Origin of the sequence: Methylobacterium organophilum, assembly GCF_022179465.1 — a bacterium.
GTDB classification, from domain to species: domain Bacteria; phylum Pseudomonadota; class Alphaproteobacteria; order Rhizobiales; family Beijerinckiaceae; genus Methylobacterium; species Methylobacterium organophilum.
Genome location: NZ_BPQV01000009.1, coordinates 119,170 through 144,796, shown reverse-complemented (window position 1 = coordinate 144,796; position 25,627 = coordinate 119,170). Strand labels below are relative to the sequence as shown.

Sequence of the window (25,627 nt, the reverse complement as noted above, 5' to 3'; positions counted from 1 at the left end):
CCTCTTGGCGAGAACTGCCACGGCATCGTGCGCTGGTTTTCCACCCAGTATCCACAGCCCGCCCGCCTCAGAGGCTTCGATGCGCCGTCTTGTCATCGCCCTTTCCGGGATCGCCTGCGCCGCGGCGCTGGCGGCTCCCGCCCATGCCTACGAGATCGATCCGCTTACCCGGCAGCCTCTCACCGAGGTGCTGACGGTTCGCGTGCGTCCGCAGGCCACCGAGCCCACGGCGAATGCGGCGCTGCCGGCCGATCCGCTGCAGCAGACCGCGCCGGCCGCCGCGGCCGTGCCGCAGGCGACGGCGATCGCCCGCGAGACCATCCCCTATAGCGGTCCCTACGGCGCGGGCACGATCGTGGTCTCCACCGCCGAGCGTCGCCTCTACCTCGTCAACGGCGACGGCACCGCCGTGCGCTACGGCGTCGGCGTCGGCCGTCCGGGCTTCACCTGGGGCGGCACGCAGACCATCACCATGAAGCGCGAGTGGCCGGATTGGCGCCCGCCGGCGGAGATGCTGCGCCGCCGCCCGGACCTGCCCCGCTACATGAAGGGCGGCATCGAGAACCCGCTCGGCGCCCGCGCCATGTATCTCGGCGGCACCATGTACCGCATCCACGGCTCCAACGAGCCGGAGACGATCGGCACCGCCGTCTCCTCGGGCTGCATCCGCATGACCAACGAGGACGTGAGCGACCTCTACACCCGCGTGAAGGTCGGCACCCGGGTGATCGTGCAGCGCTGACGCTGCCGAGCGCCGCGACATGAGAAGGGCCGGTGCAGCGCACCGGCCCTTTCTCGTTGGATCCTGCTTCTCAGTGGCAGCCGCAGCTTCCGCTGCCGCACCCGCCGCCGCCATGGGAATGGCCGCCCTTCACCGGGGCGCTCGCGGCGCGGTCCCGATCGAGGCCCAGGGCTTCGAGCTCGCGCAGGTAATCCGCCCAGCGATTCCGGTACTCGCGGCCGAGATCGTACAGGTACTCCCAGCCATAGATGCCGGTGTCGTGCATGTCGTCGAAGGCGAGTTTCACGGCGTAGTTGCCGATGGGCTCGACAGCGAGGATCGCCACGTCGCGCTTGCCGCCAATCACCCGGCGCTCGGCGGGGGAATGCCCCTGCACCTCGGCCGAGGGGCTCGACACGCGCAGATACTCCGCCGGCAGGTCGAAGCGCCCCCCATCCTCGAAGGCGACGCGCAGGATGCGCTTGTCCCCCAGCAGGCGGATCTCGGTCGGCCAGCGCTCGCTCATCGTCACACCTTAGAATCGGGGGGGCTTCTGCATTGGGTGGATACAACCCTGCGGGGAGCGATGATCGGATCCCCGCGCCCTGCGCTTGCCCTGAAATACCAGAGTCCTCATATGGAGGGCGATGTTGGATCTGTCAGCCGACAAACCCATTCCTTCGGTATCCGCAGAGCGTGACGAGCAGCCCATGTGGGGTCCCCGCAACGACGGTCCCGCTGCACCGGCCACGCGCCCGGCGCCGCTGATCGATCCGTTCCAGCGCGCCATCACCTATCTGCGCATCTCGGTGACGGACCGCTGCGATTTCCGCTGCGCCTATTGCATGGCCGAGGACATGCAGTTCCTGCCCAAGCGGGACCTGCTGACGCTGGAGGAGCTCGACCGGCTCTGCGGCGTCTTCATTGACCGCGGCGTGCGCAAGCTGCGCATCACCGGCGGCGAGCCGCTGGTGCGGCGGGACATCATGCATCTGTTCCGGCGCCTCTCGCGGCACCTGACGAGCGGCGCCCTCGACGAGCTGACCCTTACCACCAACGGCTCGCAGCTCGCCCGCTTCGCCCCCGAGCTCGCCGAACTCGGCGTGCGGCGAGTCAACGTGTCGCTGGACACCCTCGACGCGGACAAGTTCCGGGCGATCACCCGGCGCGGCGACCTCGCCACGGTGCTCGCCGGCATCGAGGCGGCGCGCCGGGCCGGGATCAAGGTGAAGATCAACGCCGTGGCCCTGAAGGGCGTCAACGAGCACGAGATCGCGGACATGATCGCCTGGGCGCACGGCCTCGGCATGGACATGACCCTGATCGAGGTGATGCCGCTCGGCGAGATCGAGGGCGACCGCACGGACCAGTTCCTGCCGCTCTCCGTCGCCCGCGAGCGCCTCGCGAGCCGCTACACCCTGACGCCGCTGCCCGACCGCACCGGCGGCCCCGCCCGCTACGTGCGCGTGGAGGAGACCGGCGGCCGGCTCGGCTTCATCACGCCGCTGACCCACAATTTCTGCGAGAGCTGCAACCGGGTGCGCCTGACCTGTACCGGCAAGCTCTACATGTGCCTCGGCCAGGAGGACGCCGCCGACCTGCGCGCGGCCCTGCGCGCCTCCCCCGACGACGCCCTCGTGACCCAGGCGGTGATCGATGCGATCGCCCGCAAGCCCAAGGGGCACGACTTCGTCATCGAGCGGGCCCGCCCCGCCGCCGTGCCCCGCCACATGAGCGTCACCGGCGGCTGAGCGCCGGGGCGGTCGGGCCTAATCGCTCGCCAGGCGGCGGGCGACGCGCTGATGCTGCCGGGCGATGTCGCGCACATAGGCGATCGCACCGAGCTGCATCCGGAGCAGCGCCTCGGGATCCTCCTCCGCGTCCCGCCTGACGCAGACGTAGAACTCGAACGAGCCCGGCTCCGTGGCGGAGAACTGGCTCACGACGAACGGGAAGAGGCCGAGCCGGCTCGCGCCCTCGATCAGATCGAGGAACGAGAATGGCGTGAATACCCAGCAATGGCAGGTGACGTAGCGGCCCTCCGCCGAAAAGGCCTCCCGGGCATGCTTGTGCGCCAGCGCCAGCGCATGGCCGCCGCTCAAGGGCGGCAGCGCGGCGGGATCGGTGTCCTCCCGCCAGACGCGGGTCGGATCGAGGGCGACCGTGCCATAGGTGTGGTCGAAAATCTGCCGGGGGCTCGGCCGGTCGAGATCGAGCAGCAGCGCCTCGACGCCCTCGCCGAGGGTGCTCGGATGCCGCTTCAGATCGAACATGAAGCGCCGGTCCGGCAGCGAGAGATTGAGGACCCCGCCCGGCCGCAGGACCTCGTAGATGCCCCGGAACCAGCCGAGCAGGTTGGGAACGTATTGCGCGACCTGCGCGGCGATGGCGAAATCGTAGCCGCTGCGGCCGACGACGGCCTGGAGCGAGCCGCTGCCCGTCCAGGCGTAATCCACGGCCACCGCCCCCGGCCGGTCGCTGCAGGCGTCCTTGGCGTAGTCCACGTACTCGACGCTGATGCCGTCGGGCAGGGCGACCGGATTCTCCGCCGCTCCGAATTCCAGGCCCGTGGCCACCGGAAGGACGACGTCGTGGGTCAGGCGAGCGAGACGCCGGTCCTTCGCGCGCTGCGCCAGGAACTCGTCGAGCGACAGGGAACGGCTCATGGATCTCCCCCGGCCTCCCGCCGGGAGGCCATGTTTCCTCACGCGCGAACGCTTTCGCGCCTCACGGGGATATGCGGCGGATCGAGGATCCGCGCGGCATGGGGGAGCGGGAGCGATGAGCCTTCGGCTTTCGCCTCATAGCGTCCGCAGGATCGGACGGCCAGAGCCGGGAAGGCGCTCTGGAGCGGGTGATGGGAATCGAACCCACGTATTCAGCTTGGAAGGCTGCTGCTCTACCATTGAGCTACACCCGCGCGAGGGGCCGGATATCACGGGCCAGGCGGTTTGAGAAGGCGATGTGCGCGTCTCATTCCGCCGCCTGGAGTGACGACGGTGCGAGGGCCGCCAGCGCCGCCGGCTTCGGGCCCCCGGTCGCCCAGTCGAGCAACTCGACGGTGTGCAGGATCGGGATGGCGGTGCCCTTCCCGATCTGCGTGGCGCAGCCGATATTGCCCGTCGCGATCACGTCGGGGCGCATCCGCTCGATATTGGCGACCTTGCGGGCGCGCAGGCGCCCGGCGATCTCCGGCTGGAGGATGTTGTAGGTCCCGGCCGAGCCGCAGCAGATATGGCCCTCCGGCACGTCCTTCACGGTGAAGCCAGCCGCCTTGAGCAGCGCCTTTGGCTCGGTGCGGATGCCCTGGCCGTGCTGCATCGAGCAGGCGGAATGGTAGGCGACGGTGAGATCCGCCTCGACCACGGCGGGCATCAGGCCAAGAGTGGCGACATATTCCGTCACGTCCTTGGCCAGGGTCGAGACCCGCCGGGCCTTCTCGGCATAAGCCGGATCGTCCCGGAACATGAAGCCGTAATCCTTGATGGTCGTGCCGCAGCCCGAGGCGGTGACGAGGATGGCGTCGAGCCCGTTGGCATCGGCCTCCGCGATCCAGGCGTCGATCGTGCGCTTGGCATGGGCGTGGGCGGACTCCTCCTTGCCCATGTGGTGGGTGAGGGCGCCGCAGCAGCCCTCGCCCTTGGGCTGCACCACCTCGACCCCGTGGCGGGTGAGGAGCCGGATCGCCGCCTCGTTGAAATCCGGCCGCAGCACGCTCTGGGCACAGCCCCGCAGCAGCGCCACGCGGCCGCGCCGGTTCCCGGCGGTTGCAGCCGGAAAGACGCCCGGCCGGTCGGTCGGGTTGCGGCCCGGCAGGGCGGCGGGGGCGAGGTCGAGCATGGCCGAGAGCCGGTTGCCGACCCGCGGGAGCTTGGCGAGGAGCGGCCGGAAGGGCGCGCCGATCCGGGCACCGCGCAGCGCCAGCCGGAAGCGGTTCGGATAGGGCAGGACGAAGGCGAGCACGCTGCGCATCAGCCGGTCGCTGAGGGGGCGCCGATGGGTCTTCTCGATATGCGTGCGGGCATGGTCGACGAGGTGCATGTAATGCACCCCCGAGGGGCAGGTCGTCATGCAGGACAGGCAGGAGAGGCAGCGGTCGACATGCTTCACGACCTCGGCGCTCGCCGCCTTGCCGCCCTCGAGCATGTCCTTGATCAGGTAGATGCGGCCGCGGGGGGAATCGAGCTCGTCGCCGAGCAGCAGGTAGGTCGGGCAGGTCGCGGTGCAGAAGCCGCAATGCACGCAGGTCCGCAGGATCTTTTCCGAAGCCGCCATGGCCGGATCGGCGAGCTGGGCGGGATTGAAATTGGTTTGCACGCTTGTCTCGTCGCGTTTCTGGGGCGTGGCGTCGCCGGTACCGCCTCTTTTAGACCGGTTTCAAGGAAATGCAGCGCGCCCGCGGGCTGCGACATCGTCTCCCGCCGCCATCCCCGGTGCACCGCGACCGCCGTGCCGATCCGGGCCCAGGATTTGGGCACCCATCTGGCGGATATCTGCGCGTCTGAGTTGAAATTTGTGCAGAATCTCTCGTACTTCTGTTGAAATCGGACGAGCTCCGAAATATTTTTTCAACAGAGCCGATGCATAGAATGTGCGCTCTTTGAAGAGAGACGAAGAGTTTGCTGCTTGTGCGTGTCGTTTCTACGAAGGTCTCGGGTCGTCAGGGGGCCGGCGGGGCGGAGATCATGAGCAGGATCAGGTGGCTCAGGACCGGCAAGGCACGGGTAGCCAAGCCTGCTCTGTCGCGGACGATCACCCGGGATCTGACCTCCGTTCTCGCCCTGCTCAACGGGGTCTCCCGCAACTGCGCCCTGGCGCCGAGCCTCGCGGAGGCGACCCGGGCATCCCTGGAGGCGGTTGCGCGCTTCACGGGCTGGCCGATCGCCCACGCCTATCGGCGGCAGCCCGACAGCGACGGGCGAATGACGTCGATGGGTGTCTGGTTCCTGGCGGCGGGTCAGGGCAGCCAGGCGGCGGAATCCTTCGTCGCGGCCTCGGAGCGTGCCGTCTTCGCCCCGGGCGAGGGCATGATCGGCCGCGTGGCCGCCGACGGCAACCCCGTCTCCTGCGAGGATGTGACCGTGCTGCCGGGTTTCCTCCGCGCCGCGACGGCCAAGGCCAACGGGGTGCGAGGCTGCTTCGCCTTCCCCGTCATCGTCGAGGGTCGGGTCGAGATCGTCCTCGAATTCTTCTCGCATGAGCCTGCCCGCCTTGATGGCGAGCTTTTGGAACTGATGGCCTATGTCGCGGAGCGGCTGGCCATCACCCTGGTGGAGCATGATCAGCGGGCGCGGTCCGAGGGGCTGATGCAGGCCCTGGGGAGCATCGCTGCCCGGCTCGCCGAGACGACGGCGAGCGTCGAGACCGGATCCCGGACGGTGCTGAGCGTGGCGCAGAACGTCGATGCGCGCCGTGCCGATGTCGACCGGGCCAGCACCGAGGTCTCGCAGGAGATCGAGGGCCCCACGGCGCTCATGCAGCAGCTCGTCACGCTGTCCCACGAGGCGCGGGGCCACGCGGAGAGGATCGACGCCATCTCGGGCACGACGGTGGCCGCGCTCGCCGAAGCCGTGACGACCTTCACGGATCTGCAGGGAAAAATCCGGGATGTCGGCCATATCGGCGATCTGATCGGCGTGATCGCCGGCCAGACGAACCTGCTGGCGCTCAATGCGACCATCGAGGCCGCACGGGCGGGCGAGGCCGGGCGGGGCTTCTCGGTCGTCGCTGCCGAGGTCAAGGACTTGTCCGCCCAGGTCACTCAGGCGACCGCCGAGATCGCCGCTCAGGTCGGCCGCCTGGGGCGTGCCGCGGCGGAGGCGACGGCCTCCCTGAACCGCGTGAGAGGCGAGATCGAGACCGTTCACGGAGCCTCGTTCGATATCGGTCGCATCAGCGGCGCCTACGAGGAGGTCTCGTCGGGCGTGGCGGAGCGCGTCTCCCGCGCCAGGAGGACGATCGCCGAGGCCGTGAGCCAGCTCGACGCCCTGCAGGCGACGACGACGGAAGCGGTGGCCTCGTCCCATTCCCTGGGAGACAGCTCGGCGTTGCTTCGCGCGCAGAGCGAGGAGCTGGAGACGGCGATGCGGGCGCTGTCCGCGCCGTCAGCCTAGCGCGGCGGGGCCTACGCAGAGGCCGGGGCCCGGAGAGCCCGCCGGCCTGCCGCCAGAGGGATCCTCAGACCCCGGCATACATCCGGCCCGGGTTGAAGATGCCCGCCGGATCGTGCGCGGCCTTGATGCCGGCGGTCAGGCGCATCAGCGGCTCGGACTGCGGCTCGAACACCGGTACGGCGGCGCGAATTGCGTCCGGCGCGCGGATCAGCGTGGCGTGGCCGCCCTGCGTCTTCACGGCGGCCCGCACAATCTCGGCCCCGGCATCGCCCGCGGCATCGGTGGCGAGCCAGATCAGCCCGCCGCCCCAATCGTAGAACCAGCGGGCCGCCCGCCGCGCAGCGATGGCCGCCGTCACGGCTGGTCCCCTTGTCGGCGCGGTGGAGATGCGCCAGACCGCCGCGTCGCGCGGCTCGGCGAGCGGCGCCACGTCGCGGATGCCCTGCCAGAGGGCCGCGCCTGCCTCGCCCTCCAGCGTATCGGCCGTGCCGTAGCGCTTGAGCAGGCGGCGCAGCTCGCCGAGGCGGTAGTCGATCGAGGTCGAGAAGCCTTCCAGACGCAGGCAGGTCCGGGCCTCCCCGGCGCCGATTCCGGCCGGGAGATGGGCGGCGCCGGTGAGCTCGAAGGGCGAGCCCAGGGCGGTGGCCAGGGCCTCGACCGCGCGGGCGTCGTTGAGGCCGGAAAAGACCAGGGTGGCCACCCGCTCCTGTACGGGCAGCACCTTGAAGGTCACCTCGGTGAGAAGACCGAGGGTGCCCCAGGCGCCGGCCATGAGCTTCACGAGATCGAGGCCCGTGACGTTCTTCATCACCCGGCCGCCGGACTTGATCGCCTCCCCACGCCCGTTGACGAAGCGCACGCCGATCAGGCTGTCGCGGGCGGCGCCGGCATTGATGCGGCGGGGGCCGGAATTGTTGACGGCGGCCACCGCGCCGAAGCTCGGCACGCCCGTGCTCGCCAGCAGCACCCGATGATCCATGGGCTCGAAGGGCAGCATCTGACCGCGTTCGGCGAGGAGGCTCTGGATCTCGGCGAGGGGCGTGCCCGCCCGGGCCGAGACGACCATCTCCGCCGGCTCGTAGAGGGTCACGCCGGTCAGGCCGGCCGCCGACAGGGTCGCCTCGTCCTGGGCCGGCCGGCCGATGGCGGCCTTGGTACCGCCGCCGACGAGGCGGAGCTGCTCCGCCCGGCCCGCCGCCTCCGCCACCAGGGCAGCCGCCTCCTGTTCGCTCGCCGGCGCGTAGCTCGTCATCGTTTCCGCCCTGGATGCCGTTGCGGCATCATCCTTGTTCTCGATCATCGGACCGGCCCGGAGACCGGTCCGCGGTTCCCGCGATCGCAACCGCGAGTTCAGAGCGTTTCAAAACCATTTTGCTTTGGCGGCGCAAGCGTCGCCGGGGAGAGGCGGCGATAAAGTGTCGCCGGAGACGGGAGGCACCCGGCGACGGCCCTCAATTGCCGGCCATCACCAGCGCCCAGAAGCGCTTGTAGCGGGTGCCGGGCGCATCCACCCGGGCAATGCCGACCCGACGCAGCTGCGGGATCAGCATGTTGCGGTTGTGCTCCGGCGAAGCCTTCCAGCGGGCGAAGACCTGGTCGAAGGTCTCCGAGCCCGCGCTCAGATTCTCCGCGGCGTAGCTGCGGCCGAGGCCGATGCCGGCCATGCGGCTCTCGAAGCGATCGTGGCTGAGGCGCCCCGCCCGGGCATTGGCACCGGCCTGGAACGAGGCGGCCCGGATCAGGCTGGAATCGATCACCACGGGACCGAGTCCATGCTGCGCCCGGTAGCGGGAGATCGCCGCTGCGGCCGCGCCCTCGTCGAGGATAACGGGGCTCACCGGCAGGTCGGCTTCGAGCACCGAGGAGCCCATGCCGCAGCCGGAGAGGACAGCCGCCAGGAGCAGCGTCGCCGCCGCGAGCAGGGCGGGACGGACGGAAGAGGGGCGCGACATGGGCCGGAGGCTGAGCCAGAGGTGAGATCCGGCTCCCGCATTCCGGGCGCTTGAGGCGAAAGCGAGGCGATGACGGTAACCCTCGGCGGCCGCGCTCGCGCGAGGGGGCGCCCTGTGGCCCCCCGGTCACGCCGCCTTCGGGTCAGATGCGCGTCCCGTCCTCCTTCGGCGGGGCGCCGCAGCGCCAGCGGGTGATGCGATAGCGCGGGTGCTCTCCGACCCAGCGGGCGAGTTGGGGTTGGGCCACGTGCAGGCAGGCGCGCGCATCGGGGACGTCGAGGGGGAGGCGCCGCGACTCGCAGGTATCCGGCGCATTCGCGGCGCAGGCCGTGAAATAGAGAAAGAAGAAGCCCGCCATCCCGCCTCCATCCGTCTCCCGTTCCCGATCGCGCACCATCGCAGGAATCGGGCCGGCGGCGCAGGAGCGCTGCCGGCCCAGCCGTGTCAGGGTCTCTCCTGGCGCTACCGCCCGCCGAGGGAGGGGCCGCCCGCGGCGCCTCCGGTGCCGGGCGGGCCGCTGGTCGGGGTGCCGCCGATATTGGTGCCCGGCGTCGAGCCGATTGCCGGCGCGCCGGCCGGCGCGGCTCCGGTGCCGACCGAGCCCGTGGTCGATCCGGCGGAATTCAGGGGTTGCGGTCCCGCGCCCCCGGCACGGCTGGGATTGCTGAGGTTGCTGCCCGTGGGGCCACCGGTGGTGCTGCTCTGGGCGATGGCGCCGCCCGAGACGAGCAGCGCGAGGCCGGTCAGGCCGGCAAGAATCGGGATTCGCATGCGAGGGGATCCATCTGGAGACGATGGAGATCCAACACCGCGCGCCGGGGAGGTTCACCGGGCCGAAGGCGCGATCTGACGCGCCGCAACAAGCGTGGCCGTATGGTGCTGGGGAATGCGTGGTATGCGTGGCGCGGGCGACGGGGCTCGAACCCGCGACCTCCGGCGTGACAGGCCGGCACTCTAACCAACTGAGCTACGCCCGCGTGGCGTATGTCCCCTATAATGTCCCGCCGGATGGTTCCGTATGGTACAGTATCGTCGCGGCGAGTCGGGCCCGCGGCATCGACGATGGATTGTACAAGGAACGTGGCGCGGGCGACGGGGCTCGAACCCGCGACCTCCGGCGTGACAGGCCGGCACTCTAACCAACTGAGCTACGCCCGCGTGGCGTGACGCCTTCTGGGCGACGGCCGGCGGTGTATGAGCGCCGCCCCGACCTGTCAAGGCGTTTCCGAGTCGAGTCGCCGCACGGGCGACGGCGAGGCTTCATCCCGGCCCCCGGCCGCCCGAATTCGCCGATCCGGCGCCGCGCGGCCCGCGACGGCTCGGCAGTGACAAGAAGCCATTTGTGCGACGCGCAATGCCCTTGTTTCACCCGGACCGCTCGTCTAAGCCTCCCGCCAACGCAGCCTGGCATTGGATAAATTCCAACTCCACCGGACAACCGGGCCAGAGCACAGGGAGCCGAAGAGGTGTCGCGATGACAGGCCTGCTGGCGGATTACCTTCCCCTGATCGTCTTCATCGGCGTCTCGCTGTTCATCGCCGTTGCGCTCCTCGTCGCCCCCTTCCTGGTGGCCTACAACAGTCCCGACCCGGAGAAGTTGTCGGCCTACGAATGCGGCTTCAACGCGTTCGATGACGCGCGCATGAAATTCGACGTACGATTCTACCTCGTCGCGATCCTGTTCATCATCTTCGACCTCGAAGTGGCCTTCCTGTTCCCCTGGGCCATCACCTTCGGGGAACTCGGATGGTTCGGCTTCTGGTCGATGATGGTCTTCCTCGGCGTGCTCACCGTCGGCTTCGTCTACGAGTGGCGAAAAGGCGCTCTCGAATGGGACTGACGGTCGTGTTATCCGCCATAATTCATTATTCACCGAGGCTCGGATGGCTCTGAACACCGCGCTTTCCCGGACGCCCGAGGTCGCCCCCCAGCCGAAGGGCATCCTCGATCCCGCCACCGGTCTTCCGTTCGGGGCGAACGATCCGACCTTCCTGTCGATCAACAGCGAACTCGCCGACCGCGGCTTCCTGCTGACGACGACGGACGATCTCATCAACTGGGCCCGCACCGGCTCGCTGATGTGGATGACCTTCGGCCTCGCCTGCTGCGCCGTCGAGATGATGCAGATGTCGATGCCGCGCTACGATTGCGAGCGCTTCGGCTTCGCCCCCCGCGGCTCGCCCCGCCAGTCGGACGTGATGATCGTGGCCGGGACGCTGACCAACAAGATGGCCCCGGCCCTTCGCAAGGTCTACGATCAGATGCCGGAGCCGCGCTACGTCATCTCCATGGGCTCCTGCGCCAATGGCGGCGGCTACTACCACTACTCCTATTCGGTGGTGCGCGGCTGCGACCGGGTCGTCCCGGTGGACATCTACGTGCCGGGCTGCCCGCCGACCGCGGAGGCGCTGCTCTACGGCGTGCTCCTGCTGCAGCGGAAGATCCGCCGCACCGGCACGATCGAGCGGTGAGCGCATGACCGACGCCATCACCACCAACGGCATCACCCTGCGCTCCACCATCGCGGTGCCGCAGGGCGACGAAGCCCTCAAGGCGCTCGGCGAGCGCATCGCCGGCGCCCTCGGGCCGGCCGTGACCGAGTGGAAGGTCGCCTATGGCGAGCTGACCCTGGGCATCCAGAGCTCCGACATCGTCTACGCGCTCACCTATCTGCGCGACGACCCGGCCTGCGCCTTCCGCAGCTTCATCGACATCTGCGGGGTCGACTATCCCGAGCGCGAGCGGCGCTTCGACGTCGTCTATCACCTGCTCTCCCTGCGCCATAACCTGCGCATCCGGGTGAAGGTGCAGACCGACGAGAACACCCCGGTCCCGTCCGTGATCTCGGTCTTTCCCGCCGCCAACTGGTTCGAGCGCGAGACCTACGACCTCTACGGGATCCTGTTCTCGGGTCATCCGGATCTGCGCCGGATGCTCACCGATTACGGGTTCGAGGGGCACCCGCTCCGCAAGGACTTCCCGCTCACCGGCTTCGTCGAGGTCCGCTACGACCAGGACGCGGCGCGCGTCGTCTACGAGCCGGTGAAGCTCACCCAGGAATTCCGGAACTTCGACTTCCTCTCCCCGTGGGAAGGCACGGATTACGTGCTTCCGGGGGACGAGAAGAAGTCGAGCTGAAGGCTGCGGGCATGTCCGAACACAACATCCGCAACTTCTCGATCAATTTCGGGCCGCAACACCCGGCGGCGCATGGCGTGCTCCGTCTCGTTCTGGAGCTCGACGGCGAGGTGGTGGAGCGGGTCGATCCGCATATCGGGCTGCTCCATCGCGGCACCGAGAAGCTGATCGAGCACAAGACCTACCTGCAGGCCACGCCGTATTTCGACCGGCTCGACTACGTCGCGCCGATGAACCAGGAGCATGCCTTCTGCCTCGCGGTCGAGCGGCTTGCCGGCATCCCGGTGCCGCGGCGGGCGCAGCTGATCCGCACGCTGTTCTGCGAGATCGGGCGTCTCCTCTCCCACCTCCTCAACGTGACGACGCAGGCGATGGATGTCGGCGCGCTCACGCCGCCCCTCTGGGGCTTCGAGGAGCGCGAGAAGCTGATGATCTTCTACGAGCGAGCCTCCGGCGCCCGCCTCCACGCCAATTACTTCCGCCCCGGCGGCGTCCACCAGGACCTGCCGCCCGCGCTGATCGACGACATCGAGGCCTTCTGCGACCCCTTCCTGAAGGTGGTGGACGACCTCGACGACCTCGTCATGGCCAACCGCATCTTCAAGCAGCGCAACGTCGATATCGGCATCGTCACGCAGGACGAGGCCCTCGCCTGGGGCTTCTCGGGCGTGATGGTGCGCGGCTCCGGCATCCCGTGGGACCTGCGCAAGGCGCAGCCCTACGAGGCCTACGAGGAGATGGAGTTCGACGTCCCCGTCGGAAAGAACGGCGATACCTACGATCGCCAGGTGATCCGGATGGAAGAGATGCGCCAGTCCGTGCGCATCATGAAGCAATGCGTGGCCAAGCTGCGCGAGCCCGCCGGCCAGGGGCCGATCGCCTCGACGGACGGCAAGTTCGCGCCGCCGCCGCGCCGGGAGATGAAGCGCTCGATGGAAGCGCTCATCCACCACTTCAAGCTCTACACCGAGGGCTTCCACGTGCCCGCCGGCGATGTCTACGCCGCGGTCGAGGCCCCCAAGGGCGAGTTCGGCGTCTACCTGGTCTCGGACGGCACCAACAAACCCTATCGCTGCAAGATCCGCGCGCCCGGCTTCGCCCATCTACAGGCGATGGACTGGATGTGCCGCGGCCACCTGCTCGCCGACGTGTCCTGCGTGCTCGGCACGCTCGACATCGTGTTCGGCGAAGTGGACCGCTGAGGAGACGAGTCGGACGTCATGGCGAACCGCAGACTTGCACCTGCCGCCGAGCAGCCGACCAGCTTCGCGTTCACGCCCGAGAACGCCGAGTGGGCCCGCGGCCAGATCGAGAAATATCCCGAGGGGCGTCAGGCCTCGGCGGTGATCTCCCTCCTGTGGAAGGCGCAGGAGCAGAATGGCGGCTGGCTGCCGCAGAAGGCGATCGAGGCGGTCGCCGACCAGCTCGGCATGCCGCATATCCGCGTGCTGGAGGTGGCGACCTTCTACACGATGTTCGCCCTCGAGCCGGTCGGCCGGTTCTGGATCCAGCTCTGCGGCACCGTCCCCTGCGACGTCTGCGGCGCGAAGGGGCTGAAGAAGGCGCTGCACGAGCGGCTGGGACCGCCCGGCCATGTCTCCGCCGACGGCAATTTCTCCTGGATCGAGGTCGAGTGCCTCGGCGCCTGCTGCAACGCGCCGATGGTGCAGATCAACCAGGACTATTACGAGGACCTGACGCCGGAGAGCCTGAACGCGCTCCTCGACGACCTCGCCGCGGGCCGCCCCGTCAAGATCGGCCCGCAGAACGGCCGCAAGGCCTCCGAGCCGATGGGCGCCGTCAACACCCTGACCGATCCGGGTCTGTTCGACGGCTCCCGGATCGGCGCCTGGCGCAAGCGCTTCGAGGAGGCCGGCAAGGACAAGGAGACCTCCGACGAGGCGGCCTCCACCGAGCAGCGCGCGGCCACCGAGGCCAAGCCCGCGCATCCCTCGGCCGGACGGCCGACCGAGCAGGGCAAGGTCGACGCCCCGGCTCAGCGCGCCGCCTCCGGCGAGACGCCGGTGAAGCCCTCGGACGAGGCGGATGCCGCCGAGCCCAAGACCTCGCAGGCCCATGCCGCTCCGGCGGGCGAGGCTCCGAAGGCGGAGATCGCCGAGGAGGAGCGCGCGGTCGCCGAGGACAAGGTGCTGCGCACCGAGCCGCCGGCCCAGCCCATCGCCAGCGGCGCGGACGATGCCGTGCCCGAGGCCGAGAACCCGGAGGCCCGTGCCGACGCGGCCGGCACCCGCCCGCAGGGCCTGCCCGCCGCCCGGGACGACCGGCCGGACGACCTGACCAAGATCAAGGGGATCGGCCCGGTGAACCAGCGCCGGCTCAACGATCTCGGCATCTGGCATTATGACCAGGTCGCCGCCTGGTCCCCGCAGGAGGTCGCCTGGGTCGGCGCCTATCTGGCGTTCCCGGGGCGGATCGACCGCGAGGATTGGGTCGGCCAGGCCCGCGGCCTCGCCGGCACCAGGGGTTGAGGAGGACGGCATGCTCTCCGATCAGGATCGCATCTTCACCAACCTCTACGGCCTGCATTCGCCGGATCTCGACGCCGCGAAGAAGCGCGGCGCCTGGGACGGCACCAAGTTCCTGCTCGACATGGGCCGGGACTGGATCATCGACGAGATGAAGGCTTCGGGCCTGCGCGGCCGCGGCGGCGCCGGCTTCCCCACGGGCCTGAAATGGTCCTTCATGCCCAAGAAGTCCGACGGGCGCCCGCATTACCTCGTCGTCAATGCCGACGAGTCGGAGCCGGGCACCTGCAAGGACCGGGAGATCATGCGGCACGACCCGCATCTCCTGATCGAGGGCTGCATGCTGGCCTGCTTCGCCATGGGCGCGCATGCCTGCTACATCTACATCCGCGGCGAGTACGTGGCGGAAAAATTCGCTCTGCAGCGGGCGGTGGACGAGGCCTATGCGGCCCGGCTCGTCGGCCAGTCCAACGTCCACGACTATCCCTTCGACATCTACGTCCATCACGGCGCCGGCGCCTATATCTGCGGCGAGGAGACGGCGCTCATTGAGAGCCTCGAGGGCAAGAAGGGGATGCCGCGGCTGAAGCCGCCGTTCCCGGCCAATATGGGCCTCTACGGCTGCCCCACGACGGTGAACAACGTCGAGTCGATCGCGGTGGCCGGCACCATCCTGCGCCGGGGCGGCGCCTGGTTCGCGGGCCTCGGCGGCAAGAACAACACCGGCACGAAGCTGTTCTGCGTGTCGGGCCACGTCAACAAGCCCTGCAACGTCGAGGAAGAGCTCGGAATCACCTTCCGCGAGCTGATCGACAAGCATTGCGGCGGCATGCGCGGCGGCTGGGACAACCTGCTCTGCTCGATCCCCGGCGGCTCCTCGGTGCCGCTGGTGCCGGCCGAGCAGATCATCGACGCCAAGATGGATTTCGACACCCTGCGCAATCTCGGCTCGGGCCTGGGCACCGCGGCGGTGATCGTCCTCGACAAGTCGACCGACATCGTCTCGGCGATCGCGCGCATCTCGTACTTCTACAAGCACGAGAGCTGCGGGCAGTGCACCCCCTGCCGCGAGGGCACCGGCTGGATGTGGCGCGTGCTCACCCGCATGGCCGAGGGCCGCGCCCAGAAGCGCGAGATCGACATGCTGCTCGAAGTCACCAAGCAGGTCGAGGGCCACACGATCTGCGCCCTCGGCGACGCCGCGGCCTGGCCGATCCAGGGCCTGATCCGGCATTTCCGCCCCGAGATCGAGAAGCGCATCGACCGCTACAGCGCCAACCCGCATTCCGATGCGGTGCCGATGGCGGCGGAGTGATCGCCGTGCCGCAGCTCACCTTCGAGATGACCCGATGACCAAGATCCTCGTCGACGGCACCGAGGTCGATGTCCCGGCCGACTACACCCTGCTCCAGGCCTGCGAGATCGCGGGTGCGGAGATCCCGCGCTTCTGCTTCCACGAGCGGCTGTCCATCGCCGGCAATTGCCGCATGTGCCTGGTGGAGCTGAAGGGCGCCCCGAAGCCCGTGGCCTCCTGCGCCTACGCGGTGAAGGATTGCCGCCCCGGCCCGAACGGCGAGCCGCCCGAGGTGCTGACCCGCTCCGGGCTCACCAAGAAGGCGCGCGAGGGGGTGATGGAGTTCCTGCTCATCAACCACCCGCTCGATTGCCCGATCTGCGACCAGGGCGGCCATTGCGACCTGCAGGATCAGGCGATGGCCTACGGCGTCGACTCGACCCGCTACAAGGAGAACAAGCGGGCGGTCGAGGAGAAGTATATCGGCCCGCTGGTGCGGACGGCGATGAACCGCTGCATCCACTGCACCCGCTGCGTGCGCTTCCTGGCGGAGGTGGCCGGCGTGCCGGATCTCGGCGCCATCGGCCGCGGCGAGGACATGGAGATCACCTCCTATCTCGAGCAGGCCATGGGCTCGGAGCTGCAGGGCAACGTGGCCGATCTCTGCCCCGTGGGCGCCCTCGTGCCCAAGCCCCAGAGCTACAACGTGCGCCCCTGGGAACTGCACAAGACCGAGTCGATCGACGTGATGGACGCGGTCGGCTCCGCGATCCGGGTGGATGCCCGCGGCCGCGAGGTCATGCAGATCAACCCGCGGCTGAACGAGGACATCAACGAGGAGTGGATCTCCGACAAGACGCGGCAGGTCGTGGACGGCCTGCGGCTTCAGCGCCTCGACCGGCCCTTCCTGCGTGAGAACGGCCGCCTGCGCCCCGCCTCCTGGGGCGAGGCCTTCGCGGCCATCGCCGCCAAGGTGAAGGGCACGGATCCGAGCCGCATCGGCGCGCTCGTCGGCGACCTCGCCGGCGTCGAGGAGATCTTCGCGCTCAAGCAGCTCATGACCGCGCTGGGCGTGACGAACCGCGACAGCCGCCAGGCCGGCGAGGCGATCGATCCTGCCTGGGGCCGGGCCGCCTACACCCTGCCCGTGACGATCCCCGGCATCGAGCAGGCGGACGCGATCCTGCTCGTCGGCACCAATCCCCGCCTCGAGGCCTCGCTCCTCAATGTCCGCATCCGCAAGCGCTGGCGGATGGCGCCCCTCGCGGTCGGGCTGATCGGCGAGGACGTGGACCTCACCTATCCTCACACCTATCTCGGCGCCGGCCCCGAGACCCTGGCCGACCTCGCCGCGGGTCAGCACAGCTTCCACGCGGTGCTGGAGAAGGCCGAGCGGCCCCTCGTCATCGTCGGCACCGGCGCGGTCGCCCGGCCCGACGGCGCCGCGGTGCTCGCGGCGGCGGCGGCCTATGCCAAGGCGATCGGCGCGGTCACCCCGGACTGGAACGGCTTCGGCGTGCTGCCGACCGCCGCGGCCCGCGCCGGCGCCCTCGATCTCGGCTTCGTGCCGGGGGAGGGGGGCCTCGACTTCGCCGGCATCTGCGCGGCGGGCGCCCTCGACGTGGTGTTCAACCTCGGCGCCGACGAGCGGGCGATCGAGCCCGGCGCCTTCGTGATCTACCAGGGCACCCACGGCGATCTCGGCGCCATGCGCGCCGACGTGATCCTGCCCGGCGCCACCTACACCGAGAAGAGCGCCACCTTCGTGAATCTGGAGGGCCGAGTGCAGATGACCGGACGCGCCGGCTTCCCGCCGGGCGATGCCCGCGAGGACTGGGCGATCCTGCGCGCCCTGTCCGAGCGGCTCGGCCACACGCTGCCCTACGATTCCCTCGCCGCCCTGCGCCGGGCGCTCTACGCGGAATATCCGGTCTTCGCCGCGCTCAACGCGGTCCAGGGCGGCGACGTCGCCGCCACCGTCGAGACCCTGAGCGGCCTCGGCGGCAGCCCGGCCCGGGACGGGTTCGTCTCGCCGATCAGCGACTTCTACCTGTCGAACCCGATCGCCCGCGCCTCGCGGGTGCTCGCGGAATGCTCGAACCTCGCCCGCGGGCGGGCGCTCGAAGCGGCCGAGTGAGGAGCTAGACGCCCATGACGCCCCTCGAGATGATCGGCACCGTGCTGCTGGTGGCGCTCAAGAGCCTGGTTCTGCTCTCGGCGCTGCTGGTCTTCATCGCCTATGCCCTGCTCGCCGACCGCAAGATCTGGGCGGCGGTGCAGTTGCGCCGCGGCCCGAACGTAGTCGGCCCCTTCGGCCTGTTCCAGTCCTTCGCGGACCTGATCAAGTTCGTGATCAAGGAGCCGGTGATCCCGGCGGGCGCCAACAAGGCGATCTACCTGCTGGCCCCCCTCGTCTTCGCAACGCTGGCGCTCTCCTCCTGGGCGGTGATCCCGCTCGCGGAGAACTGGGCCATCGCCGACATCAATGTCGGCATCACCTACATCTTCGCGATCTCGTCGCTCGGCGTCTACGGCGTCATCATGGGCGGCTGGGCTTCGAACTCGAAATACGCCTTCCTCGGCGCCCTGCGCTCGGCCGCGCAGATGATCTCCTACGAGGTCTCCCTCGGCTTCGTGATCATCTGCGTGCTGCTCTGCGCCGGCTCGCTCAACCTGTCGCGCATCGTGATGGCGCAGGACACCTCGCTCGGCATCCTCGGCTGGTACTGGCTGTGGCTGTTCCCGATGTTCGTGGTGTTCTTCATCTCGGCGCTGGCCGAGACGAACCGGCCGCCCTTCGACCTGCCGGAAGCGGAATCCGAGCTCGTGGCCGGCTACATGGTCGAGTATTCCTCGACCCCGTACCTGCTCTTCATGCTCGGCGAGTACGTGGCGATCATGACCATGTGCGCGCTCGGCACGGTGCTGTTCCTGGGCGGCTGGCTCTCGCCGATTCCCTTCGCGCCCTTCACCTGGGTGCCCGGCGTGATCTGGTTCGCGCTCAAGGCGAGCTTCCTGTTCTTCATGATCGCCATGGTGAAGGCCATGGTGCCCCGCTACCGCTACGACCAGCTCATGCGGCTCGGCTGGAAGGTGTTCCTTCCCCTCTCGCTGATCTCGGTCGTCGTCGTCGCCTTCGTCCTCAAGCTCACCGGCCTCGCGCCGGGGGCCTGACCGCAACCGCATCGGAGATCGCGCCGTGAAGCTCGATCAGGTCGCACGCAGCCTTCTGCTCAAGGAGTTCGTGTCGGGGTTCGTCCTCGCCATGAAGTACTTCTTCAAGCCCAAGGCCACCATCAACTACCCGTTCGAGATGGGCCATCGCGGCCCCCGCTTCCGCGGGGAGCACGCCCTGCGGCGTTATCCCAACGGCGAGGAACGCTGCATCGCCTGCAAGCTCTGCGAGGCGATCTGCCCGGCCCAGGCCATCACCATCGAGGCGGGGCCGCGCCGCAACGACGGCACGCGGCGCACCACCCGCTACGACATCGACATGGTGAAGTGCATCTATTGCGGCATGTGCCAGGAGGCCTGCCCGGTGGACGCCATCGTCGAGGGGCCGAACTTCGAGTTCTCCGTCGAGACCCGGGAAGAGCTGCTCTACGACAAGCAGAAGCTGCTCGCGAACGGCGACCGCTGGGAGCGCGAGATCGCCCGCAACATCGCGATCGACGCGCCGTATCGCTGACGCTCCGGACCGGGCGGCGCGCCGGTTGTGCGCCGCAGGACCGGGTTTTATAGACGGGCCGCCCGCCGCGGTTCGACCGAGTCTCTCAAGGCAGGAGGAGCCGCTCTCGCAGGGCGGCTACGCTGAAGACCGCATGACCGCAGCCGCCGCCTTCTTCTACCTCTTCGCGGGCGTCGCCCTCGCCTCGGCCTTCATGGTCATCTCGGCGAGGAACCCGGTCACGTCCGTTCTGTTCCTGATCCTCGCCTTCGTGAACGCGGCCGGCCTGTTCGTGCTGATGGGCGCCGAGTTCCTGGCGATGATCCTGGTGGTCGTCTATGTCGGCGCCGTGGCGGTGCTGTTCCTCTTCGTCGTGATGATGCTCGACGTGGATTTTGCCGCGCTTCGCCAGGGCTTCCAGCGCTACCTGCCGATCGGCGCGCTGATCGGCGCGGTCTTCGCCATCGAGCTCATCCTCGTCGTCGGATCCTGGACGATCGATCCCGGCCTCGTGCAGGCGCCCCTCGGCCGCGCCGCCGGTGCCGAGGGCCTGACCAACGCCCAGGAGCTCGGGCGCGTCCTCTACACGGACTACGTCTACTTCTTCCAGATCGCCGGCCTCGTCCTGCTGGTGGCGATGATCGGCGCGATCGTGCTGACGCTGAGGGACCGCCCGGGCGTGAAGCGCCAGAACATCGCCGTCCAGAACGCCCGCACGCAGGGCATGGCCGTGACCAACGTCAAGGTGCCCTCGCGCCAGGGCGTCGAGGTCTGAACAGGCTAGGCAGGAGTCTTCGTCATGATCGGCCTGAGCCACTACCTGACGGTCGCCGCGATCCTGTTCACCCTCGGGGTGCTCGGGATCTTCATCAACCGCAAGAACGTCATCGTGATCCTGATGTCGGTCGAGCTGATCCTGCTCGCCGTGAACATCAACCTCGTGGCCTTCTCGACCCATCTCGGCGACATCACCGGGCAGGTCTTCGCTCTGTTCGTGCTGACCGTCGCCGCCGCCGAGGCCGCCATCGGGCTCGCCATCTTGGTGGTGTTCTTCCGCAACCGCGGCTCTATCGCCGTCGAGGACGTGAGCATGATGAAGGGGTGACCGCGCCGAGCGCCGCCGCCCTTTCCTTCCGCCTTCTGCGAGGCTTCTGCCCGACATGTACCACGCGATCGTCTTCTTCCCCCTGATCGGCGCCCTCGTCGCCGGCCTGTTCGGCCGCGTCATCGGCGCCCGGATCAGCGAGTACGTGACGACGGGCTGCCTGGCCTTCGCCTGCCTGATCGCCTGGGGCGCCTTCTTCCTGGTGACCGGAGAGGGGCATGCCGAGCGGGTGCAGGTGGCGCAGTGGTTCTCCGCCGGCGACCTCGTGGTCGACTGGGCCTTCAAGGCCGACACGCTGACCGCGGTGATGCTGATCGTCGTCACCTCGGTCTCGACGCTCGTGCACCTCTATTCCATCGGCTACATGCACGAGGATCCGCACCGGCCGCGCTTCTTCGCCTACCTGTCGCTGTTCACCTTCGCGATGCTGATGCTGGTGACCTCCGACAACCTCGTGCAGATGTTCTTCGGCTGGGAGGGCGTCGGCCTCGCATCCTACCTGCTGATCGGCTTCTGGTACGAGAAGCCCTCGGCCAATGCCGCGGCGATGAAGGCCTTCATCGTCAACCGCGTCGGCGATTTCGGCTTCTCGCTGGGCATCTTCCTCGTCTTCGTGCTCACCGGCTCGGTCGCCTTCGACGGCATCTTCGCCAAGCTGCCCGAGCTGAAGGACGCGCATTTCCACTTCCTGGGCCATGACTGGCACGCCCTGACGCTCGCCTGCCTGCTGCTCTTCATGGGCGCCATGGGCAAGTCGGCGCAGTTCCTGCTGCACACCTGGCTGCCGGACGCGATGGAGGGCCCGACCCCGGTCTCCGCCCTCATCCACGCCGCCACCATGGTGACCGCGGGCGTGTTCATGGTCGCCCGCCTGTCGCCGGTCTTCGAGCTGGCGCCGACCGCGCTTTCGGTGGTCACGATCATCGGCGGCATCACCGCCTTCTTCGCGGCGACCGTCGGCCTCGTGCAGAACGACATTAAGCGGGTCATCGCCTACTCGACCTGCTCGCAGCTCGGCTACATGTTCGTGGCGCTGGGCGTCGGCGCCTATGCCGCGGGCGTGTTCCACCTCTTCACCCACGCCTTCTTCAAGGCGCTGCTGTTCCTCGGGGCCGGCTCGGTCATCCATGCGATGCACCACGAGCAGGACATGCGGAACATGGGGGCCCTGCGCCGCTACATCCCCTTCACCACGGCGATGATGACGATCGGCACCCTCGCGCTGATCGGCTTCCCCTTCACCGCCGGCTACTACTCGAAGGACGCGATCATCGAGGCGGCCTACATGTCCGACCGCCCGGGCCACGTGCTCGCCTTCCTGGCGACGGTGGTGGCGGCCTTCATGACCTCCTTCTATTCCTGGCGCCTGTTCTTCCTGACCTTCGAGGGCCCGGCCCGCTGGGCGGCGCACGGCGCCCACGGCCACGATGCTCACGCCCATGACGCTTCGGCGCATGGGGCCGACGGAGCCCCCGGCCACCACGAGGGCGTCGCCCACGACGATCACGGCCACGACGTGGAGCCCGCCTCGCACAGCGCGATCGAGCATCACGACCACGTCCACACGCCGCACGAGAGCCCGCTGGTGATGACGATCCCGCTGGCGATCCTGGCGGTCGGCGCGCTGCTCGCGGGCCTCGTGTTCAAGGAGCGCTTCATCGGGCACGACATGGAGGCCTTCTGGGGCCATGCCCTGGCGCACGGCCCCGAGAACCACATCATGCACGCGATCCACGAGGCGCCCCGCTGGGTCTCGCTCTCGCCCTTCGTGATGCTGGTGGCCGGCTTCCTGCTCGCCTTCTGGATGTATATCCGCCGACCTGACATGCCGCACCGGCTCGCCGAGTCCCAGCCGGTCCTGTACCGCTTCCTGCTCAACAAGTGGTACTTCGACGAGATCTACGACCGGGTCTTCGTCCGCCCGGCCAAGAATTTCGGCCTGTTCCTCTGGAAGGAGGGCGACGGCCGCATCATCGACGGCCTCGGCCCGAACGGCATCGCCGCGCGCGTGGTCGACGTGACCCGCGGCGTGGTCCGGCTCCAGACCGGCTACGTCTATCACTACGCCTTCGTGATGCTGATCGGCGTCGCGGGGCTGATCACCTGGTATCTCGTGACCGGCGCGGCCGGGGGGGCGCATTGATGCTCGGTCTCGGCATCCTCTCGGGCCTGCTGATCGTTCCGCTCGTCGGTGCGGCCTTCATCCTGACCCTCGGCGACGAGACCGAGGGCGTGAAGCGCAACGCCCGCTGGGCAGCGCTGATCACCACGGTGGTCACCTTCCTGCTCTCCCTGGTCGCCTGGGCGCGCTACGACGTGGCGAGCCCGAGCTTCCAGCTCGTCGAGACCCATGGCTGGCTCGCCGAGACGATCAAGTTCAAGCTCGGCGTCGATGGCTTCTCGATGCCGCTGATCCTGCTGACCACCTTCCTGATGCCGTTCTGCATCGGCGCCTCGTGGCTCTCGGTCGAGAGCCGCGTGAAGGAGTACTTCGTCGCCTTCCTCGTCCTCGAGACGACGATGATCGGCGTGTTCTGCGCCCTCGACCTGGTGCTGTTCTACCTGTTCTTCGAGGCCGGACTGATCCCGATGTTCCTCATCATCGGCATCTGGGGCGGCAAGCGCCGGATCTACGCGAGCTTCAAGTTCTTCCTGTACACCCTGCTCGGCTCGGTGCTGATGCTGCTCGCCATCATGGCGATGTACTGGGAGGCCGGCACGACCGACATCCCGACCCTGCTCGCGCACCGCTTCCCGGTGGGCATGCAGACCTGGCTCTGGCTCGCCTTCTTCGCCTCCTTCGCGGTGAAGATGCCGATGTGGCCGGTCCATACCTGGCTGCCGGACGCCCACGTCGAGGCGCCCACCGCCGGCTCGGTGATCCTGGCGGGCATCCTCCTGAAGATGGGCGGCTACGGCTTCATCCGGATCTCGCTGCCGATGCTGCCGGATGCGAGCCAGTCCTTCGCGCCCCTCGTCTTCGCCCTCTCGGTGATCGCGATCATCTTCACCTCGCTCACCGCGATGATGCAGACCGACATCAAGAAGCTGATCGCCTATTCCTCCGTGGCGCATATGGGCTTCGTGACGCTCGGCCTGTTCACGCTGAACGAGCAGGGCATCCAGGGCGCCCTGTTCCTGATGATCTCCCACGGCATCGTCTCGGGCGCGCTCTTCCTCTGCGTCGGCGTGGTCTACGACCGCATGCACACCCGCGAGATCGCGGCCTATGGCGGCCTGGTGAAGCGGATGCCGCTCTACGCGGCGGCGATGATGGTCTTCACCATGGCCAATGTCGGCCTGCCCGGCACCTCCGGCTTCGTCGGCGAGTTCCTGGCCATGATGGGCGCCTTCCGGACGAACCCGACCGTGGCCTTCTTCTCGGTCTTTGGCATCATCCTCTCGGCGGCCTACGCCCTCTGGCTCTACGCCCGGGTGATCTACGGCAAGCTCGAGAAGCCGAGCCTCCAGGGCATTCTCGATCTGGACACCCGCGAGAAGCTGATCATCGCCCCCCTCGTCGCCCTGACGATCTGGTACGGCGTCCATCCCGCGCCGGTCCTCGACACCTTCGCCCCGTCGACGGACCAGCTGATGCAGAACATGCGCGCCGCGCTCGCCAACACGCAGGCCGCCGAGGCCGAGACGCTGAAGCTCAAGACGGCGGAGAAGCCCAAGCTGGCCGACGCCGCGTCCGAGGTCGCCGCCCGATGAGCAACATCCATTCCGTGATGCCCTCGATCCTCCCGGTCCTGCCGGAGATCGTGCTCAGCATCGGCGCCCTGCTGCTGGTGCTCTACGGCGCCTGGCGCGGCGAGAAATCCTCGGAAGGGGTCAATCTCGGCGCGCTCGCCTTCCTGATCTTCACCTTCTTCCTGGTGGTGACCCAGCAGGGCAAGGTGACGACGCTGAACGGCGCCTTCATCGCCGACAACTTCGCCCGGGTGATGAAGGCCCTGATCCTGATCGGCTCGGCCGCCACCATCCTGCTCTCGCGCGACTATTTCCAGCGCGAGCGGATCGACCGGTTCGAGTACCCGCTGCTGGTCGTGCTCTGCACCATCGGCATGATGGTGATGGCCTCGGCCAACGACCTGATCGCGCTCTATCTCGGCCTGGAGCTGCAGTCGCTCGCCGCCTACGTCATCGCCGCCTTCCACCGCGACGACGTGAAGTCGACGGAAGCCGGCCTGAAGTACTTCGTGCTCGGCGCGCTCTCCTCCGGCATGCTGCTCTACGGCGCGTCGCTGGTCTACGGCTTCACCGGCACCGTCTCCTTCCCGGGCATCGTGACGGCCCTGCACGGCGCCACCAGCTTCGGCATCGTGCTCGGCATCGTGTTCGTGGCGGCCGGCGTCGCCTTCAAGCTCGCCGCCGTGCCGTTCCACATGTGGACGCCGGACGTTTACGAGGGCTCGCCGACCCCGGTGACCGCCTTCTTCGCCTCCGCCCCGAAGATGGCGGCCATGGCGATGACCGTGCGCGTCTTCATCGGCGCCTTCCCGGACGTGACGGCGATCTGGCAGCAGATCATCGTGTTCGTGGCGATCGCCTCGATGGCGCTCGGCTCCTTCGCCGCCATCGGCCAGCGCAACATCAAGCGCCTGATGGCCTATTCCTCCATCGGCAATGTCGGCTACGCCCTGATCGGGCTGGCCGCCGGCACCGAGGAGGGCGTACGCGGCGTCATCATCTACATGATCATCTACCTGGCGATGACGCTCGGCGCCTTCGCGGTGCTCCTGAGCCTGCGCCGCCAGGACCGGATGTACGAGACGATCGACGACCTGTCCGGCCTGTCGCGGACGCATCCCGTCCTGGCCTTCTGCCTCGCCGCGATGATGTTCTCGCTGGCCGGCATCCCGCCCCTGGCCGGCTTCTTCGCGAAGTTCTACGTCTTCGCCGCCGCCATCAAGGAAGGGCTCGTGACGCTGGCCGTGATCGGCGTCGTCACCAGCGTGGTCGGCGCCTTCTACTACCTGCGCCTCGTCAAGGTGATGTATTTCGACGATGCCCGCGCGCCCTACGAGCCGATGGCGCCGGGCCTGCGCATCGTGCTCGGCGTGTCGAGTGCGGTGGTGCTGCTGTTCTTCCTCGCCCCGGCGCCCCTCGTGGCGGCAGCCGGCGAGGCGGCCAAGTCCCTGTTCTGAG

24 protein-coding genes and 3 tRNA genes are annotated in these 25,627 nt (G+C 68.6%); 17 read left to right on the top strand and 10 right to left on the bottom strand.

The genetic code is table 11. The features are described 5' to 3' along the window. The first annotated feature begins 79 nt into the window (after window positions 1–79). A complete protein-coding gene (locus MFF21_RS15820; RefSeq protein WP_238312217.1) occupies window positions 80–742 on the top strand; it encodes a L,D-transpeptidase in 663 nt (220 codons plus the stop codon). 70 nt (window positions 743–812) lie between these two features. On the opposite strand, the gene MFF21_RS15815 is transcribed toward MFF21_RS15820, so the two are convergent. Then, entirely contained in the window at window positions 813–1,247 is a 435-nt protein-coding gene (locus MFF21_RS15815) for a gamma-butyrobetaine hydroxylase family protein (RefSeq protein WP_238312215.1), read from the bottom strand. Window positions 1,248–1,431: 184 nt separating this feature from the next. On the opposite strand from MFF21_RS15815, the gene moaA reads away from it, so the two are divergent. After that, window positions 1,432–2,472, top strand: coding sequence for a GTP 3',8-cyclase MoaA (moaA, locus tag MFF21_RS15810; RefSeq protein WP_238312213.1), 1,041 nt, complete (start codon window positions 1,432–1,434; stop codon window positions 2,470–2,472). An 18-nt stretch (window positions 2,473–2,490) separates the two neighbouring features. Here the strand turns inward: moaA and MFF21_RS15805 are convergent, their stop codons facing one another. From MFF21_RS15805 to glcF, 3 genes are all read right to left on the bottom strand, one after another. Further along, window positions 2,491–3,387 (bottom strand): class I SAM-dependent methyltransferase, encoded by an 897-nt coding sequence (locus tag MFF21_RS15805; protein WP_238312211.1) that lies wholly within the window; start codon window positions 3,385–3,387, stop codon window positions 2,491–2,493. Between the two features lie 180 nt (window positions 3,388–3,567). Further along, window positions 3,568–3,641, bottom strand: a tRNA-Gly gene (locus tag MFF21_RS15800). Between the two features lie 53 nt (window positions 3,642–3,694). After that, window positions 3,695–5,038, bottom strand: a complete 1,344-nt coding sequence (gene glcF / locus MFF21_RS15795; protein ID WP_238312209.1) for a glycolate oxidase subunit GlcF — start codon at window positions 5,036–5,038, stop codon at window positions 3,695–3,697. A gap of 368 nt (window positions 5,039–5,406) precedes the next feature. Here glcF and MFF21_RS15790 point away from each other — a divergent pair, with 368 nt between their 5' ends. Next, the gene (locus tag MFF21_RS15790; protein ID WP_238312207.1) at window positions 5,407–6,834 is read left to right on the top strand and encodes a methyl-accepting chemotaxis protein; all 1,428 of its coding nucleotides are present in this window, start codon (window positions 5,407–5,409) and stop codon (window positions 6,832–6,834) included. 64 nt (window positions 6,835–6,898) lie between these two features. Here the strand turns inward: MFF21_RS15790 and MFF21_RS15785 are convergent, their stop codons facing one another. From MFF21_RS15785 to MFF21_RS15760, 6 genes are all read right to left on the bottom strand, one after another. Beyond that, a complete protein-coding gene (locus tag MFF21_RS15785; RefSeq protein WP_238312205.1) occupies window positions 6,899–8,086 on the bottom strand; it encodes an FAD-binding protein in 1,188 nt (395 codons plus the stop codon). A gap of 199 nt (window positions 8,087–8,285) precedes the next feature. Further along, window positions 8,286–8,786: a CAP domain-containing protein gene (locus MFF21_RS15780; RefSeq protein WP_238312203.1), complete on the bottom strand. Its 501-nt coding sequence runs from the start codon at window positions 8,784–8,786 to the stop codon at window positions 8,286–8,288. A 142-nt stretch (window positions 8,787–8,928) separates the two neighbouring features. Then, window positions 8,929–9,144 (bottom strand): hypothetical protein, encoded by a 216-nt coding sequence (locus MFF21_RS15775; protein ID WP_238312202.1) that lies wholly within the window; start codon window positions 9,142–9,144, stop codon window positions 8,929–8,931. 104 nt (window positions 9,145–9,248) lie between these two features. Continuing rightward, window positions 9,249–9,557: a hypothetical protein gene (locus MFF21_RS15770; RefSeq protein WP_238312201.1), complete on the bottom strand. Its 309-nt coding sequence runs from the start codon at window positions 9,555–9,557 to the stop codon at window positions 9,249–9,251. Between the two features lie 129 nt (window positions 9,558–9,686). Next, a tRNA-Asp gene (locus tag MFF21_RS15765) sits at window positions 9,687–9,763 on the bottom strand. 104 nt (window positions 9,764–9,867) lie between these two features. Then, window positions 9,868–9,944 (bottom strand) — tRNA-Asp (locus MFF21_RS15760). 316 nt (window positions 9,945–10,260) lie between these two features. On the opposite strand from MFF21_RS15760, the gene MFF21_RS15755 reads away from it, so the two are divergent. From MFF21_RS15755 to nuoN, 14 genes are all read left to right on the top strand, one after another. Next, entirely contained in the window at window positions 10,261–10,626 is a 366-nt protein-coding gene (locus tag MFF21_RS15755) for an NADH-quinone oxidoreductase subunit A (protein ID WP_238312199.1), read from the top strand. A gap of 43 nt (window positions 10,627–10,669) precedes the next feature. Further along, entirely contained in the window at window positions 10,670–11,257 is a 588-nt protein-coding gene (locus MFF21_RS15750; RefSeq protein WP_238312197.1) for a NuoB/complex I 20 kDa subunit family protein, read from the top strand. A gap of 4 nt (window positions 11,258–11,261) precedes the next feature. After that, window positions 11,262–11,924 (top strand): NADH-quinone oxidoreductase subunit C, encoded by a 663-nt coding sequence (locus MFF21_RS15745; RefSeq protein WP_238312195.1) that lies wholly within the window; start codon window positions 11,262–11,264, stop codon window positions 11,922–11,924. A gap of 11 nt (window positions 11,925–11,935) precedes the next feature. Further along, window positions 11,936–13,126, top strand: coding sequence for an NADH-quinone oxidoreductase subunit D (locus MFF21_RS15740; protein ID WP_238312193.1), 1,191 nt, complete (start codon window positions 11,936–11,938; stop codon window positions 13,124–13,126). Window positions 13,127–13,144: 18 nt separating this feature from the next. Beyond that, a complete protein-coding gene (nuoE, locus tag MFF21_RS15735; protein WP_238312191.1) occupies window positions 13,145–14,413 on the top strand; it encodes an NADH-quinone oxidoreductase subunit NuoE in 1,269 nt (422 codons plus the stop codon). Window positions 14,414–14,423: 10 nt separating this feature from the next. Continuing rightward, complete coding sequence (gene nuoF, locus MFF21_RS15730; protein WP_238312190.1) at window positions 14,424–15,725, top strand: NADH-quinone oxidoreductase subunit NuoF; 1,302 nt, start codon at window positions 14,424–14,426, stop codon at window positions 15,723–15,725. Window positions 15,726–15,759: 34 nt separating this feature from the next. Further along, entirely contained in the window at window positions 15,760–17,841 is a 2,082-nt protein-coding gene (nuoG, locus tag MFF21_RS15725) for an NADH-quinone oxidoreductase subunit NuoG (protein WP_238312188.1), read from the top strand. A 14-nt stretch (window positions 17,842–17,855) separates the two neighbouring features. Then, the gene (gene nuoH, locus MFF21_RS15720) at window positions 17,856–18,878 is read left to right on the top strand and encodes an NADH-quinone oxidoreductase subunit NuoH (RefSeq protein WP_238312187.1); all 1,023 of its coding nucleotides are present in this window, start codon (window positions 17,856–17,858) and stop codon (window positions 18,876–18,878) included. A 25-nt stretch (window positions 18,879–18,903) separates the two neighbouring features. Next, entirely contained in the window at window positions 18,904–19,392 is a 489-nt protein-coding gene (gene nuoI, locus MFF21_RS15715; protein WP_238312185.1) for an NADH-quinone oxidoreductase subunit NuoI, read from the top strand. 133 nt (window positions 19,393–19,525) lie between these two features. After that, complete coding sequence (locus tag MFF21_RS15710; protein WP_238312183.1) at window positions 19,526–20,146, top strand: NADH-quinone oxidoreductase subunit J; 621 nt, start codon at window positions 19,526–19,528, stop codon at window positions 20,144–20,146. Between the two features lie 24 nt (window positions 20,147–20,170). Next, window positions 20,171–20,476, top strand: coding sequence for an NADH-quinone oxidoreductase subunit NuoK (gene nuoK / locus MFF21_RS15705; RefSeq protein ID WP_238312181.1), 306 nt, complete (start codon window positions 20,171–20,173; stop codon window positions 20,474–20,476). A gap of 55 nt (window positions 20,477–20,531) precedes the next feature. Continuing rightward, window positions 20,532–22,619 carry an NADH-quinone oxidoreductase subunit L gene (nuoL, locus tag MFF21_RS15700; protein WP_238312179.1) on the top strand — a complete coding sequence of 696 codons (2,088 nt, stop codon included), beginning with the start codon at window positions 20,532–20,534 and terminating at the stop codon, window positions 22,617–22,619. Beyond that, the gene (locus MFF21_RS15695) at window positions 22,619–24,190 is read left to right on the top strand and encodes an NADH-quinone oxidoreductase subunit M (protein ID WP_238312178.1); all 1,572 of its coding nucleotides are present in this window, start codon (window positions 22,619–22,621) and stop codon (window positions 24,188–24,190) included. Before nuoL ends, MFF21_RS15695 begins: the two co-directional genes overlap by 1 nt. Then, the gene (gene nuoN / locus MFF21_RS15690) at window positions 24,187–25,626 is read left to right on the top strand and encodes an NADH-quinone oxidoreductase subunit NuoN (protein WP_238312176.1); all 1,440 of its coding nucleotides are present in this window, start codon (window positions 24,187–24,189) and stop codon (window positions 25,624–25,626) included. Before MFF21_RS15695 ends, nuoN begins: the two co-directional genes overlap by 4 nt. Window position 25,627: the final 1 nt, after the last annotated feature.